The sequence below is a fragment of the Propionivibrio pelophilus DSM 12018 genome (assembly GCF_059569095.1).
Genome location: NZ_JCANUT010000006.1, coordinates 88,364 through 106,095, shown reverse-complemented (window position 1 = coordinate 106,095; position 17,732 = coordinate 88,364). Strand labels below are relative to the sequence as shown.

Sequence of the window (17,732 nt, the reverse complement as noted above, 5' to 3'; positions counted from 1 at the left end):
ATAGTTTAATTTGTACAGGACAATTATAGGGGCGTGATGATGCAAAGACGAGTTTTTGAAAACCGGCCGAACACTCGCATCGCCGTCGTTGGCGCGGGCATTTCCGGTCTGGCCAGTGCCTGGCTGTTGCGGCAGCGCTACCAGGTGACGCTGTTCGAGGCCGCGCCCCGGCTCGGCGGGCACACCAACACCGTCGACGTGACACTCGATGGCTCGACGCATCCGGTCGATACCGGCTTCCTGGTGTTCAACGACGCGACCTACCCGAACCTGATCGCCTTGTTCAACGAACTCGGCGTGGCCAGCGTCCCGACCGAGATGTCCTTTGCGGTCAGCCTGGAGAACCCCGACCTCGAATGGGCCGGCAGCAGCCTGGCGACGGTCTTCGGGCAGAAACGCAACCTGTTGCGGCGGCCGTTCTGGGCGATGCTCGCCGACATCCTTCGCTTCAATCGCGAGAGTACGGCCTGGCTGGCAACCCGTCCCGACGACGAGCGGCCGCTTGGCGAGTTTCTCGACGCCGGACGTTATTCGGCGGCCTTCGCCGACTGGTACCTGCTGCCGATGGCGGCGGCGATCTGGTCGTGCCCGACCGCGCAGATGCGCGCCATGCCGCTGGCGACCTTCGTCCGCTTCTGCCGCAACCACGGCCTGCTGCAGATCTTCGACCGGCCGCTGTGGCGCACGGTGCAGGGGGGCGGGCGCGAGTACGTGCGGCGCATCGCGGCGCAGCTCGACGACGTGCGCGTTGGCTGCCCGGTGCAGCGCGTCGAGCGCACGGCGGACGGGTTGCGCGTGCTTCACGCCGCGGGAGCCGAAACCTTCGATCAGGTCGTGCTGGCCTGCCACAGCGACCAGGCGCTGGCGATCGCCGGCAACGCGGCCCATGCCGGCCAGCGCGAGGTGCTCTCGGCGGTCCGTTATCAGCCTAACCGCGCGCTGCTACACACCGACGAGCGCCTGCTGCCGCGCGACCGCAAGCTGTGGTCGGCGTGGAACTACTTCGCCGGCAGCGGCGAACCGGGGCAGCAGCCGGTCGGCGTTTCCTACCTGATCAACCGCCTGCAGCCGTTGCCGTTCGCTACGCCGGTGGTGGTGACGCTCAATCCGGCGCGCGAACCCGATCCGGCGAAGGTCATCGCCGCGTTCGACTATGAGCACCCGATTTTCGACGCCGCCGCCATCGCCGCGCAGCGCCGCCTGACCGATGCCGCAGCCGGCCTGCAAGGCGCGGGCGGCCTCTGGCTGGCCGGCGCGTGGGGGCGTTACGGCTTCCATGAAGATGGACTGCTGTCCGCGCTGCGGGTGGCCAACGGCCTCGGCGTGGCGGCGCCCTGGCAGACCCGTTCCGAACCGGTGTCGCGGGCGCTTGAACTGGCGTAGGGGCAAGGACAATGCGTAACACAATGGATATCCGTCATTCCGGGCTTGACCCGGAATCCACCGGTGCACCACTGGATTCCGGCTTGCGCCGGAATGACGAAACCGGGGGGGCGACGGCCATGTCGGCCGAACCCCGCCTCTTCCTCGGTCACGTCATGCACCGGCGCCTGCGTCCGGCGGTGAACGCCTTCGTCTATCCGGTGTTCTACGTGCAGCTGCCGCTGCGCCGGCTGGCCGAGGCGCGGCGGCCGGTGTTCTCGCTCGACCGCTTCAACCTGTTGTCCTTCCACGCCAGCGATCACGGCGAGCGCGACGGCCGGCCGCTGCTGCCGTGGATCGAGTCGATCCTGCGCGCACGCGATTTGCCGCACGATGGCGAGATCGTCCTGCAGACCTTCCCACGCGTGTTCGGTTACGTCTTCAACCCGGTCAGCTTCTGGTTCTGCCACGATGCCGCCGGTGCGCTGATCGCCGTGCTGGCCGAAGTGAACAACACCTTCGGCGGGCGGCACGCCTACCTGCTGCACAACCCCGACCGGTCGCCGCTGCGCGACGGCCAGGTGTTCACCGCCGACAAGGCCTTCCACGTCTCGCCGTTCTGCACGCTGGAAGGCACTTACCGTTTTCGCTTCGACCTGCAGCGCGCGATGCCGCGCGTGCGCATCGACCATGCCGATGGCGGCGGTGACCTGCTGCTGACGGCGATTTCGGGGCGGCCGCGCGCGTGGTCCAGCGGTGCCTTGCTCGGCGCGCTCGCCCGGATGCCGCTGATGACGCTTGGCGTCATTGCTCGCATCCATTGGCAGGCGCTGCGGCTGTGGCTGAAGGGCGTGCCGTTTTACGGGGTGAATCCGCCCCCCGCAACCCTTGCTTCCACCAACGTTTCAAAACCTGTCCTCGGAGAACCGACGTCATGAACGAATTGCAAACGACCCTGGCCTGGCCCTCGGGCGCCCGCCTGCGCCGCGACACGCGCACCGTTCTTTCGCTGCTCGAAAAACTCGGCGGCGGCCTGCTGGAGGTGAGCTTCCCCGACGGCGGGCGCTTCGTCTTCGGCCACGGCGAGCCGGTCGCCGTCATGCAGGTCAGGGACGAGCAGGTGTTCAGCCGCGTGCTGGCGCGCGGCGACATCGGCCTGGCCGAAGCCTGGCTCGACGGCGAGTGGACGTCGCCGGACGTCACCGCCTTGCTGACGCTGCTGGCGCGCAACCGCGCGGTGCTGCGCCAGGCGTTGTACGGCGCCTGGCACCGCCTGCTGCTGGCCCGCGTGCGCCATGCCTTCAACCGCAACAGCCGCGCCGGCAGCCGGCGCAACATCATGGCGCACTACGATCTGGGCAACGCGTTCTATTCGCTGTGGCTCGATCGCGGCATGAGCTATTCGGCGGCGCTGTTCGGCGGCAATCCCGCTCTGCCGCTCGAAGTGGCGCAGGACGCCAAGTACCGGCGCATCCTCGACCGGCTGGCGGCAGCGCCCGGCCAGCGCGTCCTGGAGATCGGTTGCGGCTGGGGCGGCTTCGCCGAACTGGCGACCGGGGCGGGGCTGCAGGTGACCGGCCTGACCCTGTCGCCGGCGCAACTGGCCTGGGCGCGCGAGCGCGTGCCGGCGGCCGACCTGCGCCTGCAGGATTACCGCGACACCCGCGAGAGTTTCGATCATGTGGTGTCGATCGAGATGTTCGAGGCGGTCGGCGAGCGCTGGTGGCCCGCGTATTTCCGCACCGTGGCGAATGCCCTGAAGCCGGAAGGGCGGGCGGTGATCCAGAGCATCACCATCCGCGACGACCTGTTTGCCGATTACCGCAAGGGCACCGATTTCATCCAGCAGTACATCTTCCCCGGCGGCATGCTTCCCTCGCGTGAGGCCTTTCGGGCGGAGGCCGCGCGGCAGGGGCTGACGGTGCGCGACGAGTTCGCCTTCGGCCCCGATTACGCGCGCACGCTGGCGCTCTGGGGCGACGCCTTCGAGGCCAACTGGCCGCAGATTGCGCCGCTCGGCTTCGACGAGACCTTCCGCCGCCTGTGGTCCTTCTACCTCTCCTATTGCGAGGCCGGCTTCCTGGCCGGATCGATCGATGTCGTCCAGTTCGAACTCGCCCACGCCTGAGCGCGGGCGCCGGCGCCTGCTCGGAGTCACTCTCGCGGCGGCGTTCGCTCCGCTTTCCGCATGGGCCGACGGAGGCAGTCCGTTACCCGGTCTGCGCCGCTGGGGCAGGGGACCGTTCCGCCGCTTCGGCTTCCTGGTCTACGAGGCGACGCTGTGGGCCGGCGACGATCCGCTGCGGCCGCCGCTCGCCCTGCGCCTCGACTACCGCCGGCGCATTGCGGGGGCGGCCATCGCCGAGGCCAGCATCGACGAAATGCGCCGGCTCGGCGCCGATCCGGAGGCGCTGGCGGCTTGGCAGGAGCGCCTCGCTCGACTCTTCCCGGATGTGGTGCCGGGCGATCACATCGTCGGACTCTACCGGTCCGACGGGGCGCACTTCCTGCACAACGGGCGCGAGCTCGGGCGCATCGACGATCCGCGCTTCGCCCGCGACTTCTTCGCCATCTGGCTCGACCCGTGCACCAGCGCGCCCGAACTGCGCGCGGCCTTGCTGACCCCGCCGGAGGTGTGACGTGGCCGGGGTACAACTCTCCGAACGCTGGCGTCTGGCCGCCTACGGCTTCCTCGGCCTGCCGCTGGCCTTCGCTGCGCTGCCGCTCTACGTGCATGTGCCGCGCTTCTACGCCGAGCACGCCGGCCTGCCGCTGGCGCTGCTGGGCGGTCTGCTGCTCGGTGCGCGGCTGTTCGACGCGGTGATCGATCCCTGGCTCGGCTGGCTGGCGGACCGGCTGCCGCGGCGGCGCATGCTGGCGCTGGCGCTGCTGCCGTTCCTTGCCGGCTTCGTCGCGCTGCTGAATCCGCCCGACAGTTTTGCCGGCCTGTGGCTGGTCGCCTCACTGGCGCTGACCTTCGCCGGCTACTCCGCCGCCGTGATCGCCTATCAGGCGTGGGGAGCGGACGCCGGCGCCGATTCGCGCGACCGCACGCGCCTCACCGCCGCGCGCGAAGGGTTCGCCCTGGCCGGTGTCGTTCTCGCCGCGGCCTTGCCGGGCTTCCTGGCCGCCGATCCCGGCGCGGGCGTGGTTCGCCTCGCCTGGGTGTTGCCACCGCTCGCGCTGCTGGCGGTCGTCGCCCTGTTCTCCACGGTCGCCGCGCCATTGCACACCCGCGTTGCCGCGCCGCTGGGAGCGAGCCTGCGCGCGGTGCTGCGCGATGCGCCGTTCCGCCGCCTGCTCGCCGTGTTCGTCGCCAACGGCATGGCCTCCGCCTTGCCGGCGACCCTGTTCCTGTTCTTCGTCGCCGACGTGCTGCGTGCGGAGCCGGTTGGCGGCGCGCTGCTGGCGCTGTATTTCGTCGCCGGTGCGGCGTCGTTGCCGGCCTGGGTACGCCTTGCCGGGCGCTTCGGGCGGGTGCGCGCCTGGCTCGGGGCGATGTTGCTGGCGATGTTCGCCTTTGCCGGCGCCGGCATGCTCGGGGCGGGCGATGTCGTCGCCTTCGCGGTGATCTGCGCCGCGTCGGGCCTCGCGCTCGGCGCCGACCTGGCCCTGCCGGCGGCGATTGCCGCCGATCTCGGCGAACGCCTCGGGCGGCCGGGCGCCTGTTTCGGTCTGTGGAATTTTCTCGCCAAGCTCAATCTGGCGCTGGCGGCGGGCCTGGCCCTGCCGCTGCTGGCGCTGTTCGGCTACCAGCCGGGAACCACCGGCGAGGGGCTGAGTGCCTTGAGCGCGGTGTATGCCGTGTTGCCGCTCGTTTTCAAACTGCTGGCGTCGCTGCTGCTGTGGCGCTGGCGCGATTCCCTGGAGGTCCGCTGATGAAACTGCTTTGCGCCGCTGCCCTGTCCCTCGGCCTGACGGCCTGCGCGTCGACCGGGGTGGAACAGTACCGGGCCGAGACGCCGGTGCTCGACCTGAAGACCTACTTCAACGGCACGCTCGACGCCTGGGGGATGTTCCAGGGGCGGTCGGGCGAGGTGAAGAAGCGCTTCCACGTGCGCATCGACGCCCGCTGGGAGGGCGATGTCGGCGTGCTCGACGAACGCTTCAGCTGGTCCGACGGCACCACCTCGACCCGCGTGTGGACGCTGACGCGGCAGGCCGACGGCAGTTTTCGCGGGCGCGCCGAGGACGTGATCGGCGAAGCGCTCGGCGAGGCAGCCGGCAATGCCCTGCGCTGGCGCTACGTGCTGGCCCTGCCGGTCGACGGCAAGGTCTACCACGTGGACTTCGACGACTGGATGTTCCTGATCGACGACAAGGTGATGCTCAATCGCTCGTTCATGTCGAAATGGGGCTTCCGCCTTGGTGAGGTAACGCTCACCTTCGTCAAGCGATGAACCCGAAACTGACGGATTGGAGCGGCCGGCGTGTCTGGCTGGTCGGCGCGTCGAGCGGCATCGGCGCGGCGCTGGCACGGGCGCTTGCGGCGCGCGGCGCCCGGCTGGCGCTCAGCGGGCGGCGGCTGGAGGCGTTGCAGGCGCTCGGCATCGACGGCGCGTTGCTGCTGCCGTGTGACGTTCTTGATGCCGACGCGCTCGCCGCGGCGCGGGCGCGTCTTGTCGCGGCGTGGGGCGGCATCGATCTGGTCGTCTATCTCGCCGGTGACTATGAGTCGATGAGCGCCGAGGGATTTGATGCGGCGCGCGCGGAACGGATCGTCGCGGTGAATTTCACCGGCGCCCTGCGTCTCGCCGGCGCGGTGCTCGGCGAACTGCTGCCGGGGGGCGGCATCGCCTTCGTTGCCAGCGTCGCCGGCTATCGCGGGCTGCCCAGGGCGCTGGCCTACGGGCCCGGCAAGGCGGCGCTGATCCATTTCGCCGAATGCCTGCATCTCGACCTCGCGCCGCGCGGCATTGGTGTCTGGGCGATCAACCCCGGTTTTGTCGCCACCCGCCTGACGGAGAAAAACGATTTCGCCATGCCGGCGCTGCTCTCGCCGGAACAGGCGGCGGAGGCCATCGTCGACGGCTTCCGTTCGGGCGCCTTCGAGATTCATTTTCCGAAACGCTTTACCTGCGTGCTGAAGCTGCTTTCGAAACTGCCCTACGGCCTGTATTTCCCGCTGATCCGCCGGTTCACCGGAGGCGACCATGTGTCCTGACGATCTGGTGGCGTACTTCGAGACGCTGACCCCGCAAAGCCTCGAACGCCTCGGCGATTTCTACGCGCCCGAGGCGCGCTTCAAGGATCCGTTCAACGACGTGCAGGGTGTCGCAGCGATCCGGTGCATCTTCGAGCACATGTACCACCAGGTCGACGCGCCGCGCTTCGTCGTCACCGACAGGCTGGCGGAAGGCGACCGGGCAATGCTCGTGTGGACCTTCCACTTCGTCCGGCGTGGTCGGCCGCAGGTCATTCGTGGCGCGACGCATCTGCACTTCGCCAACGATGGTCGGGTGTTGATCCACCGCGATTACTGGGATGCGGCCGAGGAGCTGTACATGACCCTGCCGGGGATCGGCTGGCTGATGCGCTGGCTGCGATCCCTGTTGTCTGCCGGCTGACACCCGGCCGGGCCGCTTCAGCGGAGGAGCAGGGTAGGGATTCGGGCCGAACGGAGCAGGTCCGAGGTTTTACTGCCGAACAGCAGGCTGCGCAGGGGCGAATGGGCATAGGAGCCCATGATCAGGATGTCGATGTCCTGCTCACGGACGGCTTTGGCGATGATGCTCTCGGCGTCGCCGGGAATCAGCGACGCCGGCGCGTCGAATCCCGCCGTCTCGAGCGTTGTCTTGGCCCATTCCAGCTGCTTCGGCGCATTCTGGTTTTCCGTGCCCGACATCAGCAGATGCACTGGCAGTCCGCGAAACAGGGGGCTGCCGGCAACCATTTCGACGCCGCGCCGGGTGACGCTGCCACCGTCGAAGGCGATCATCACGCGTCGCGGCTCGGTGAAGCCCTCGGTGACGGTCAGAATCGGATGGTGCAGCGCGCGGACGACGCGTTCGACATTGCGCCCGAGGTCGCGTTGGGTGATCTCGGCGGAGGCGCCGCGGCGCCCGAGCACGAATAGCTGGACGTTATTCTCCTGCTCGACCAGGGTGTCTTCCAGCGTGCCATGGCGCTGGCGAACATCGGGCGATTTGACGCCCGCGGCCTTGGCGCGCTCGCGCAGGCGGTTCAGGAAAATCCGCCCCCGTTCGCGCTCGGCCTTGCTCCGCGCTTCGTCCCGGTCGGAAAGTTCGGCGAGCAGCGATTCCTGCGCGCCGACGCCGATGGCGCCGCTGTGGTCCTTGCCGGGGGCGATTTCGGTGTGCCGGTCGATGACGTGGATGAACTCCAGCGGCGCTTCCAGCCGCCGTGCCGCCCACGCGGCGTAATCGGCGACATAGTCGGCGAAGTGTGATTGATCGACGCAGGCCAGTATCTTCTTCTCGGTATTCACGGTATTCATCATTTTGCCCCGCTCAGTGCGCCATCAGTTGATCGATGGCGTCCGGTTTGTCGTGGAGGGCGAAGCGGTCCACCATCGTGGCGCTCGCTTCGTTGAGCCCGGTCACCTCGACGTCGGTGCCTTCCCGGCGGAATTTCACGACCACCTTGTCCAGCGCGGTGATCGCCGTGATATCCCAGAAATGGGCGCGGCTCATGTCGATCCGCACCTTGTCGATCACTTCCTTGAAGTCGAAGGCGCTGATGAACTGTTCTGCCGACGCGAAGAACACCTGGCCGACGACGCGGTAGGCGCGGACCCGGCCCTCGTCTTCGGATTTCGAGCTGACGTGCAGGATCATTCCGACCTTGTGGGCGAAGAAGAAGCCCGAAAGCAGCACGCCGACCAGCACGCCCTTGGCCAGGTCGTGCGTAGCCACCACCACGATCACGGTCGCCAGCATGACCACCGTGTAGCTTTTCGGCAGTTCCCGTGCCTTGCGGATCGACGTCCAACTGAAGGTGCCGATGGAGACCATGATCATCACGGCAACCAGCGCCGCCATCGGAATGCGCGCCACCCAGTCGCCGATGAATACCACCATCAGTAGGAGGAAAATGCCGGCCGCCAGGGTCGACAGGCGCCCGCGCCCTCCCGACTTCACGTTGATGACCGACTGGCCGATCATCGCGCAACCGGCCATGCCGCCGAGAAAGCCGGCGACGATGTTGGCGATGCCCTGGCCGACGCATTCGCGGTTCTTGTCGCTGGGCGAATCGGTCAGGTCGTCGACGATCGAGGCGGTCATCATCGATTCCAGCAGGCCGACCACGGCCAGCGTGGCCGACACCGGGAGAATGATCTTCAGCGTCTCGAGGTTCAGCGGCACGTCGGGTAGCAGAAAGACCGGCAGGCTGTCGGGCAATTGGCCCATGTCGCCGACCGTCCGGATGTCGAGGTCGAAGCCGATGGCGACCGCCGTCAGCGCCACGATCGCTACCAGCGGCGAGGGAACGGCCTTGGTGAGGTAGGGGAACAGGTAGATGATGCCGAGCCCGGCGGCCACCATCACGTAAACCTCGACGCTGACATTGGTCAGTTCGGGCAGTTGCGCCATGAAGATGAGGATCGCCAGCGCGTTCACGAAGCCGACGATGACCGCGTGCGAGACAAAACGCATCAGCGCGCCGAGGCGCAGCCAGCCGGCCAGGATTTGCAGAATACCGGTCAACACGGTGGCGGCCAGCAGGTACTGCAGCCCATGGTCCTTGACCAGGGTGACCATCACCAGCGCCATCGCGCCGGTCGCCGCGGAAATCATCCCCGGGCGGCCGCCGGCGAAGGCAATCACCGCGGCGATGCAGAATGAAGCGTAAAGCCCGATCTTGGGGTCGACCCCGGCGATGATCGAAAAGGCGATGGCTTCGGGAATCAGTGCCAGCGCGACGACGAGACCTGCCAGCAGGTCATTGCGGATATTGGAGAGCCAGTCGTGATGAAGCGATTTCAAATGTCGATATCCAGGGTTGGCGCCGGCGCGTGTTGCCGGAGGATGAGTTGTAAAAGCAGACAGCCGCTGTTGAAACCGATAGGGCCAGGCGGCAGCAGGGAGCGTCCAGACGGAAGGACACGCGATCGGAGTGATGCCTCGGACGAGCAGGTGAAGATGAAAAATGTGGCTCGCGGGAGTGAATGAGGCTTACACGGGAGTTCCTGATCGGGGTGGGAGGGGCTGCAAGAGGGGCAGCATGGTAGCAAAATAGTCCCAATTCGGCAATGACTTAGCGATATTTACGTATATGGAATGCTTACGGTCGAGTCACCGAGGGAGCTTCAAGCGGGAACCGCTGAAGTTGGGGATGGCGGAGTGCGGTGCTATCCTTCCGCGCTTTTTGCAGTCACTCCGAAAGGAACCGATATGAGTAACTTGCCCCCGTGCCCGAGCTGCGGATCAGAATTCACGTACGAGGACGGCGCCATGCTGATCTGTCCGGAGTGCGGCCATGAGTGGTCAAGGGACGCCGCGGAAGAGGGCGCCGAGGAGCAGCGGGTGATTCGCGATGCGTCAGGCAACGAGCTCCACGATGGCGACACGGTGACGGTGATCAAGGATCTCAAGGTCAAGGGTTCGTCCTCGTCGATCAAGATCGGCACCAAGGTGAAGAACATCCGCCTGGTCGACGGTGATCACGATATCGACTGCAAGATCGACGGCTTCGGCGCCATGCAGCTGAAGTCGGAATTCGTCAGGAAGGCGTAGTAAGCGCCAGTAAGCGCTGACATAGTCGTCACCCCGGCGAAGGCCGGGGTCCAGTTCGTTGAATTTTCTGGATTCCGGCCTGCGCCGGAATGACGAATCTTCAATATTTCTACGCCAGTGCCGCCGAAAAATCGGCGATCAGGTCGTCGAGATCCTCGATGCCGGTCGAGATGCGGACCAGCGATTCGGCGATGCCGAGGCTGGCGCGGCGTTCCGGGCCGAGTTCGAAGTAGATCGTCGGCGCGACCGGGATGGCCAGCGTGCGGTTGTCGCCGAGGTTGGTCGAGGAAATCACCAGTTCCAGCTTGTCGAGTACCTCGACGCAGTCGATGCCGTCCTGCAGTTCAAACGAGAGGATGCCGCTGTTGCCGCAGAACAGCGACTTGGCGCGCTCGTGTTGCGGGTGATCCTTGAGCCCGGGGTAATAAACCTTCTTGACCTTCGGGTGCGCGGCGAGGAACTCGGCCAGCCCCTGCGCGTTGCTGCAGGTGCGCGGCATGCGCAGCGCCAGCGTCTCGGCACCGATGGCCAGGTGGTGGGCCGATTCCGGCGAGAGCGTCGCGCCGGCGTCGCGCAGACCCTTCTTGCGGATCTGCACGATGCCCCAGGTCTTCGCGTCGCCCTTCCGGTAGAGCTCGTTGATGTTCGGGTAGGACGACCAGTCGAACAGGCCGGTGTCGGTGACCGCGCCGCCGAGCGCATTGCCGTGGCCGCCGATGTACTTGGTCAGCGAGTTGATCGACAGGCTGGCGCCGACGTTCTTAGGCAGGAACAGGAAGGGCGAGGTGATGGTGTTGTCGACGACATAGACGAGGCCGCGCGCCTGGCAGATCCGGCCGATGCCCTCCAGATCGCTGACCTGCGTGCGCGGATTGGCGATGGTCTCGACGAAGACCATCCGCGTTTCCGGTCGGATCGCCGCCTCGACGTTGGCGGCGTCGGTGGCGTCGACGAAGGTCACTTCGACGCCCATCCGCGCAAAGGTCTCGAACAGGCTGGTGGTGTTGCCGAACAGGAACCGGCTGGAGACCAGATGGTCGCCGGCGCGCAGCAGGGCGAGCAGCGTCGCGGAGATGGCGCCCATGCCGCTCGAAAAGCCGATGGTCTGGAAGCCCTGTTCCATGCGGGTGATCTTTTCTTCCAGCGCCGCCGAGGTCGGCGTGCCCTGACGGCCGTAGACGAAGCCGGGCTGGAAGCCCTGGAAGACCTTGACGAGGTCGCTCGCCTTGGCGAAGCCGAAGGCGGCCGAGTTGTGCACCGGCTTGTGGGTCGCGCCGTGCTCGATGGGTTTCGTGCGGTCGCAATGCAGGGTGGTAGTGGTGAATCCGAGTTTTTTCATGGCGATCTCTGGGGTTGCTGTCGTCCGGAAATGGGCGCAAGGCGCCATTTTACTTCCCGATGCGTTCAGGAGCGGCAGTGCGGGGGAACAGTTTGTCGGCCTTAAGGTGGATTTAAGGTCCGCGGGTTCAAATCTCGCTGTCCCCGGTTGGGGCAATCCACTCAATTTCAGGAGAAACCAATGCAGAAAATTCTTGCCGCCCTCATCGCCACGACCGCCGCCGCCAGCGCCTTTGCCGGACCGTCCTGCAATGTCCCCCAGGAGAAATGGATGAAGGAAGCCGATTTCAAGGCGAAGATCGAGGGGCAGGGCTACAACATCAAGACCTTCAAGGTCAGCAAGGGCAAGTGCTACGAGATTTACGGGACGGACAAGAACGGCAAGAAGGTCGAGATTTACTTCAACCCGGAAACCGCCGACGTACTGGAATCGAAGTAATCCGTTTTTTTTCGGAATGCGAGTCAGGGAACGAGAAGCCTGGCTCGCTTTTTCATCTTGCTTCGGCTCGATGAAATCTAGAGACCTCGTCATACCGGCGCGGGCCGGTATCCAGTATCGGAGAGCCGTCGTGGACTGGACCCCGGCCTTCGCCGGGGTGACGAATTCAGACACTATCTCGCCTGATCAATAAGGATGACTTCTTGATGACACCCAATGCCATTCCCGAATCCATTCATGTCTGGGACCGCTTCGTGCGCGTCTTCCACTGGTCGCTGGTGACGTGCGTCGTCGTCAATTTTTTGGTCATCGACGATGGCGAGACGCTGCATCGCTGGCTGGGGTATGCGGCGAGCGCGCTGGTTTGCGCGCGCATCGTCTGGGGTTTTGTCGGTTCCCGCTACGCCCGGTTTGCCGATTTTTTCCCAACCGTCGCGCGGGTCAAACAACACTTCCGCCACCTGCTGTCCGGGACGCACGACGATTATCCGGGGCATAACCCCGTCGGCGCGCTGATGATATTCGCGCTGATGGCACTCGTTCTCGGGCTTGGTGTGACAGGCTACATGCAGGGCCTCGATGCGTTCTGGGGCGAAGAATGGCTGCAGGAGTTGCACGAAGGGCTGGCCAGTACGTTGATTGCGTTGGCCGGCTTGCATGCACTGGCGGCGATTGCCATGAGCCATCTTGAGCGCACCAATCTGGTCAAGGCCATGGTGACCGGGGTGAAGTGCCGTAAGCGGTCAAACCGGCACTGAATATCCGTCCGGTTAAGGTTGCCTTAAGGCTGCGCGGTTCTACTGCCGGGATGTGTGATCGAACCCTGGGAGCGTCCATGTCCGTCTCGTCCGTTTTTCGAACCAGCCAGTTCCGCTATGTGTTGCTGATCCTCGGCGCGTGGCTGGGAGTTTTTGTCCTGACCCGCAGCGTGTTGCTGGCGGTGCACTGGGACGACGCCCAGGCTGGCCTGTTCGACCTGCTCCATGTCTTCGGTGTCGGCCTCGTCTACGATCTGGGCTTTCTCGCTTACGCCGCCGTACCGTTCACCTTGTATGCGCTGTTGTGTCCGAACGGACTCTGGCGGATGCGCTGGCAACGCGTGGCGCTGCACGTTCTCTTCGGCCTTCTGCTGTTCGTCATGCTGTTTGTGGCAGTGTCCGAGTGGGTGTTCTGGGACGAATTCGGCGTGCGCTTCAACTTCATCGCGGTCGATTACCTCGTCTATTCCAAGGAGGTCGTCAACAACATCGTCGAGTCGTACCCGGTCTTCCGGATTCTCGGGGTGCTGGCGTTGATTTCGCTTGCCATCTCGGTCGGCTTGAGAAAGCGTGTCCGGACCATCCTGAATTCGTCGCCGTTGATCACGAAACCGGCGAGTTTCGCCGGCGTTGCCGGGTTGTCCGTGCTGGCGGTGGCGAGTGCCATGCTGCTGGGGCAGGATTTCCCGCGCGGACAGGGCGGCAACGCCTACCAGAACGAATTGGCCAGTAACGGTCCCTTCCAGTTCTTCGCCGCGTTCCGCAACAACGAACTCGATTACCGTCAGTTCTATGCCACGCTGCCCGCGCAACAGGTCGCGAGCCTGCTGCGCGATGAAGTCCGCGAGCCGAACGCGCGCTTCATCGGCAACGACCCGCAAGATATTCGCCGGGTGATTGACAATCCGGGAGCGCCCCGGCGACTGAACGTCGTGCTGGTGACCATCGAGAGCTTCAGTGCCAAATACCTCGGCAGCTTCGGCGACAAGCGCGGCCTGACGCCGAATCTCGACAAGCTGCGTGAGCAGAGCCTCTTCTTCAGCAACTTCTACGCGACCGGAACCCGCACCGACCGTGGCCTGGAAGCCATCACCCTGTCGGTCCCGCCGACGCCAGGCCGCTCGATCGTCAAGCGCATCGGCCGTGAATCCGGCTACGCCAGCGTCGGCCAGCAGTTCAACGCCCAGGGCTACGACAGCGTGTTCCTCTATGGCGGCCGCGGCTACTTCGACAACATGAACGCCTTCTTCGGCGGCAACGGCTATCGCATCGTCGACCAGAGCAGCGTGCCGGATGCCGAGATGGGCTTCACGAATGCGTGGGGGATGTCCGACGAGGATCTTTATCGCCAGACCATCAAGGTCGCCGACGCCGATCACGCGGCAGGCAAACCGTTCTTCCTGCAGGTGATGACGACCTCCAACCACCGCCCCTACACCTACCCGGATGGCCGCATCGACATTCGCTCCGGCGAAGGGCGTGAAGGAGCGGTGAAATACACCGATCACGCGATCGGCGAGTTCCTTGCCCAGGCGCGGAAAAAGCCGTGGTTCGACAACACCGTCTTCGTCTTCGTCGCCGACCATACCGCCGGCAGCGCCGGCAAGGAAGATCTGCCGGTGGCCAATTACCACATTCCGCTGTTCATCTACGCGCCTTCGGTGGTCGCTCCGCGCGACGTGACGACGGTGGCCAGCCAGATCGATCTCGCACCGACCTTGCTCGGCCTGTTGAACTTCGATTACACCTCGACGTTTTTCGGATACAACGTGATGACGGAAGATCCCGCCCGCGGCCGGGCGCTGGTCGGCAACTACCAGCATCTCGGCCTGTTCGACGGCACCGATCTCGCCATCCTCAGCCCGCGAAAAGCCGTGCGCCGCCACGAGGATGCGCTTGGCAACAGTCGCGAGGTCATCGCCGATACCTCGGACGCGCTGGTCCGGCGCAATGTCGCCTACTATCAGGGCGCGAGCCACGATTTCCGCAAGGGGCTGCTGGCCTGGCGGCCCGAGACCGAGCCGACGACGCGTCTGACCGATGCGACGCCGCTGGCGTCTCCCGTGGCGAATCCGTCATCCGGAGGCTGATGATGTTCCACTCGCACGACTCGGCTTCACGCCATTTCGATTTTCGCCTCGCCTTGGGGATTCCGCTGTTGTTGATGGCCGTGCTGCTGGCCTTCGACATCGCCGGTCTGGATTTCTGGCTGGAGCGCCTCTTCTACGTGCCCGGTGAAGGATTTGTCGGCCGGCACAGTTTCTGGCTCGAAGACATTCTTCACGACCGGGCGAAACAAGTGGTGATCGCTTTTGGGATTCTGGCGCTGGCCGGCTTCCTGCTCAGCGTGGTGTTTTTCCGGTGGCGTGCCTGGCGTCGTCCGCTCGGCTATCTGGTTCTGGCTATCGGCTTGTCGACGAGCATCGTTTCGCCGCTCAAGACGCTCACCGCCATCCAGTGCCCGTGGAGTCTGACTGAATTCGGTGGTGAGGAAACGTACGTGCGGTTGCTTGGCGCCCATCCAGCAACGGACCATCCGGGGCGCTGCTGGCCGGGCGGTCACGCGTCGGCAGGATTTTCGCTGCTAGCCCTGTTTTTCTTCCTGCGCGACCGGCGGCCCCGGGCGGCACGCGTTGCCCTGGGGGTCGCGCTGGGAACGGGGGCGGTGTTCTCGGTCGGGCGGATGATGCAGGGTGCCCATTTTCTCTCGCACAACCTATGGACCCTGCTGTTCGACTGGACGATCTGTGTACTCTGCTACCGGTGGTTGTTGTACCGGCGACCGGTCGAGGCGCCGGAGCGCGGCGCCTTTCCGCGCGACGAATTGCAGAAGGAGAAAACTACTTCTGCTCGTGCTCTTCCTCATATCCGGTAATCATTGCCCGGATGTGCGAAAAAAGCGTCGGTCCCGTCGTTGTCAGATAGACATGAACAAAGAAGAACGTCGTGATCGTGAAGGCGCCGATGACGTGAACGAAAGCGACCCACTCCAGCGATAAATAGGCGTCCAGGCCGAAGTTGGGCCATTGGTTGTAAAAGAGATACAAGAGCCCCGATCCCCAGATCATCGGTCCCATCAATGCGAGGAACGCGAGATAGGCCAGTCGCTGCAACGGGTTGTGTTTTTGCAATGCAGTCTTGTGGAACGGATGCTTGCCGCCATGGAAGATGCCGTAGAGGTAGTAACGGACCATCGCATCGACATTGCGCAGTCCGGGCAGGTACTGGCGCCATTCACCGGTCGTGAATTGCCAGACAATCGTGAACGCCCAAAGCGTCAATACGGTCCAGGCGAACAGGGTATGCAATCGGACCGCCTGGCCGAAACCGAGCAACTTGTAGGTTCCGTGGATTTCAAACCCGGTGATCATCATGCCGATGATCAGCACGGCCTGGGACCAATGCCAGAAGCGCTCGAAACGCTTGTAGATCATTACCCGTTCAGTGCTCATGATTCCCTCCGGTTACGACGTGCAATCACGATGCGGAAAATTCCGTGGGTCAGCCCGCCGAGGATGGCGAGCGCAACGATCGTCCAGCCGATCCAGTCGAGCCAGCGATTGGCATCGCGCCCGGGCATGTAGAAGTCCTTCAGTTCTGCGAGCCGGCCGTCTGACGATCGGGTGTGACAGTCGCCGCAGGGCACGGCCTTGTCCTTGGGCGCGACCATGTGCGTGATGAACCAGTTCATCCGCGTCTCGATGAAACCGAACTCGCCGCTGTACGGCAGACCGGCATAGTCCATGCCGGCCTTGAGTGATTTCACGTAGTCGAAATTGCTCCACAGCGACGTATCGTCCGCGCCGAAAACATGATTGACGAGGAGTGTCTTGTTCACCTTGTCGTAGGGCTGTTTGCCGTGCATCACCTTGAACGGCCAGATCCTCGCCTCGGGATCGCTGGCGGAGCCTTCGACCCTGTTGAGCTCCAGAATTTGCGAATCGTCGATCTTGTCGGTGAAGGTGATTTGATGAACGATGCCGTTGTACCACTTGTACTCGGGGCGGACGTTTTCCGCGTATTTGAAATCCCCTTTCTCCGCCGAGTAGATCAGATGACCATGCTCGTCCTTGACGAACAGTGGTTTCCCGTCCGGACCGCGCCTCCCCGCCGTCGACCAGTCCCACAGCATTTTTGTGGCAAGCCCGCCGCGGGCGAACTCGGGGATGTGGCAGCTTTGACAGGCAACGCGATTCGTGTGGTCGTTGATTTTTTCCTTTTTGTGGGGTGTCGCCCCGTGGCAGGACTCGCACGTCGCCCGGTCATGGTCGTCGCGCGGCAGGTCGATTCCGTGCGTGTCGGTCGCCCGGGTCGCATAGCGACTGCCGGAAATCTGGTGATCGTTGGCCGTGTGGCAGTCGGCGCAGACCATGTTCAGTCCATCAATGCCCATGTGGACGTCGAGAGACTTGCCTGGTTGGGTCAATGAGGAGTCGAGATCGCCATGCTTGACCGCGTCGCCGCCGCCACCATTGAAGTGGCACGCGCCGCAATTGCCGCGCCCCGGTTTTCCGACCGACTGCGCGATCTTGGCAAGGTCCGGCGGCTGGACGATCTTTCCGCTCCCTGGAGGCATCTCGCGGGGTTCATAGAGCGGGTGCCCGGCGTCGGTCGCTACCTTCTTGTAAGTCCCGGTGGTGTCGTGGCATGCCAGACAATCCACATTTTCCTGGTTCGTGAAGTCGAAGTTCTTGTCGGACCATCCGTATCCTGCATGGCAACTGGTACAGCGAGGTTCGTTGGAGATCGGTGATCCGCAGAAATTGTTCGCAGCGAATTTCTTGCCAAGCTTCTTTCCGGTGGTCGGATTGATCTTTTCCCACGTCCAGTGAACACTTTTCTGGACCTGATGCCCCGCCTCCGTGTGACAGGCCAGGCAAGCGCGGGTGACGTCAGGTCCGGTACTGAACGGACCGCGCAACGCGTCAAGTTCCGCGTGGTTGGTGGTCGAGGCGAATGCGCCGGTGAACTGAATGACGAACAGAAAGAGACACAGATTGGTTAATCGCCTCACGATTTCTCCCTGCCTGATCAAACGCAAATAGAAGGTCTGCTTTGAAGCAACTCTTGTTGTCTATAAGCGTAGACTGATTCGTCTTCAGATCAAGGAGAAAAAGCCGGTGGCCGGGGATGGCGCGG

18 protein-coding genes are annotated in these 17,732 nt (G+C 64.4%); 13 read left to right on the top strand and 5 right to left on the bottom strand.

The genetic code is table 11. The annotated features are described in order from the left end of the window. Positions 1-39: 39 nt before the first annotated feature. The 8 genes from BO74_RS05185 to BO74_RS05150 are packed head-to-tail and all read left to right on the top strand — an operon-like array spanning position 40 to position 6,929. On the top strand, positions 40-1,383 hold the full coding sequence (locus tag BO74_RS05185) for an NAD(P)/FAD-dependent oxidoreductase (RefSeq protein WP_496440558.1): 1,344 nt from the start codon (positions 40-42) through the stop codon (positions 1,381-1,383). An 11-nt stretch (positions 1,384-1,394) separates the two neighbouring features. After that, the gene (locus tag BO74_RS05180; RefSeq protein WP_496440556.1) at positions 1,395-2,300 is read left to right on the top strand and encodes a DUF1365 domain-containing protein; all 906 of its coding nucleotides are present in this window, start codon (positions 1,395-1,397) and stop codon (positions 2,298-2,300) included. Continuing rightward, on the top strand, positions 2,297-3,490 hold the full coding sequence (locus BO74_RS05175; RefSeq protein WP_496440555.1) for a class I SAM-dependent methyltransferase: 1,194 nt from the start codon (positions 2,297-2,299) through the stop codon (positions 3,488-3,490). The genes BO74_RS05180 and BO74_RS05175 overlap by 4 nt, the downstream gene beginning before the upstream one ends. Further along, on the top strand, positions 3,459-4,001 hold the full coding sequence (locus BO74_RS05170) for a chalcone isomerase family protein (RefSeq protein ID WP_496440553.1): 543 nt from the start codon (positions 3,459-3,461) through the stop codon (positions 3,999-4,001). The genes BO74_RS05175 and BO74_RS05170 overlap by 32 nt, the downstream gene beginning before the upstream one ends. Before the next feature lies 1 nt (position 4,002). Next, positions 4,003-5,241 carry an MFS transporter gene (locus BO74_RS05165; RefSeq protein ID WP_496440551.1) on the top strand — a complete coding sequence of 413 codons (1,239 nt, stop codon included), beginning with the start codon at positions 4,003-4,005 and terminating at the stop codon, positions 5,239-5,241. Then, positions 5,241-5,762 (top strand): DUF3833 domain-containing protein, encoded by a 522-nt coding sequence (locus BO74_RS05160; protein WP_496440550.1) that lies wholly within the window; start codon positions 5,241-5,243, stop codon positions 5,760-5,762. Before BO74_RS05165 ends, BO74_RS05160 begins: the two co-directional genes overlap by 1 nt. Continuing rightward, positions 5,759-6,526, top strand: coding sequence for an SDR family NAD(P)-dependent oxidoreductase (locus tag BO74_RS05155; protein WP_496440548.1), 768 nt, complete (start codon positions 5,759-5,761; stop codon positions 6,524-6,526). The genes BO74_RS05160 and BO74_RS05155 overlap by 4 nt, the downstream gene beginning before the upstream one ends. Then, positions 6,516-6,929 carry a nuclear transport factor 2 family protein gene (locus tag BO74_RS05150; protein ID WP_496440546.1) on the top strand — a complete coding sequence of 138 codons (414 nt, stop codon included), beginning with the start codon at positions 6,516-6,518 and terminating at the stop codon, positions 6,927-6,929. Before BO74_RS05155 ends, BO74_RS05150 begins: the two co-directional genes overlap by 11 nt. A 17-nt stretch (positions 6,930-6,946) precedes the next feature. Here the strand turns inward: BO74_RS05150 and BO74_RS05145 are convergent, their stop codons facing one another. Together BO74_RS05145 and BO74_RS05140 are read right to left on the bottom strand one after the other, a co-directional pair. Continuing rightward, entirely contained in the window at positions 6,947-7,819 is an 873-nt protein-coding gene (locus BO74_RS05145) for a universal stress protein (protein ID WP_496440544.1), read from the bottom strand. Between the two features lie 13 nt (positions 7,820-7,832). Then, the gene (locus BO74_RS05140) at positions 7,833-9,308 is read right to left on the bottom strand and encodes a SulP family inorganic anion transporter (RefSeq protein WP_496440542.1); all 1,476 of its coding nucleotides are present in this window, start codon (positions 9,306-9,308) and stop codon (positions 7,833-7,835) included. Positions 9,309-9,716: 408 nt separating this feature from the next. On the opposite strand from BO74_RS05140, the gene BO74_RS05135 reads away from it, so the two are divergent. Then, positions 9,717-10,058 carry a zinc ribbon domain-containing protein YjdM gene (locus tag BO74_RS05135; protein ID WP_496440540.1) on the top strand — a complete coding sequence of 114 codons (342 nt, stop codon included), beginning with the start codon at positions 9,717-9,719 and terminating at the stop codon, positions 10,056-10,058. A 109-nt stretch (positions 10,059-10,167) separates the two neighbouring features. On the opposite strand, the gene BO74_RS05130 is transcribed toward BO74_RS05135, so the two are convergent. Beyond that, complete coding sequence (locus BO74_RS05130) at positions 10,168-11,397, bottom strand: cystathionine gamma-synthase family protein (RefSeq protein ID WP_496440538.1); 1,230 nt, start codon at positions 11,395-11,397, stop codon at positions 10,168-10,170. A 180-nt stretch (positions 11,398-11,577) separates the two neighbouring features. Between BO74_RS05130 and BO74_RS05125 the strand changes: the two genes are divergently transcribed. The 4 genes from BO74_RS05125 to BO74_RS05110 all read left to right on the top strand — a co-directional run bounded on the left by BO74_RS05125 (position 11,578) and on the right by BO74_RS05110 (position 15,468). After that, on the top strand, positions 11,578-11,835 hold the full coding sequence (locus BO74_RS05125) for a PepSY domain-containing protein (protein WP_496440536.1): 258 nt from the start codon (positions 11,578-11,580) through the stop codon (positions 11,833-11,835). Positions 11,836-12,041: 206 nt separating this feature from the next. Continuing rightward, positions 12,042-12,593, top strand: coding sequence for a cytochrome b/b6 domain-containing protein (locus BO74_RS05120; RefSeq protein WP_496440533.1), 552 nt, complete (start codon positions 12,042-12,044; stop codon positions 12,591-12,593). Positions 12,594-12,670: 77 nt separating this feature from the next. Beyond that, complete coding sequence (locus tag BO74_RS05115) at positions 12,671-14,683, top strand: LTA synthase family protein (RefSeq protein WP_496440531.1); 2,013 nt, start codon at positions 12,671-12,673, stop codon at positions 14,681-14,683. 2 nt (positions 14,684-14,685) lie between these two features. Further along, positions 14,686-15,468: a phosphatase PAP2 family protein gene (locus tag BO74_RS05110; RefSeq protein WP_496440529.1), complete on the top strand. Its 783-nt coding sequence runs from the start codon at positions 14,686-14,688 to the stop codon at positions 15,466-15,468. Here the strand turns inward: BO74_RS05110 and BO74_RS05105 are convergent. Together BO74_RS05105 and BO74_RS05100 are read right to left on the bottom strand one after the other, a co-directional pair. Further along, positions 15,434-16,045, bottom strand: a complete 612-nt coding sequence (locus tag BO74_RS05105) for a cytochrome b/b6 domain-containing protein (protein ID WP_496440527.1) — start codon at positions 16,043-16,045, stop codon at positions 15,434-15,436. The genes BO74_RS05110 and BO74_RS05105 overlap by 35 nt on opposite strands. Then, positions 16,042-17,607 carry a tetrathionate reductase family octaheme c-type cytochrome gene (locus tag BO74_RS05100; RefSeq protein ID WP_496440525.1) on the bottom strand — a complete coding sequence of 522 codons (1,566 nt, stop codon included), beginning with the start codon at positions 17,605-17,607 and terminating at the stop codon, positions 16,042-16,044. Before BO74_RS05100 ends, BO74_RS05105 begins: the two co-directional genes overlap by 4 nt. Positions 17,608-17,732: the final 125 nt, after the last annotated feature.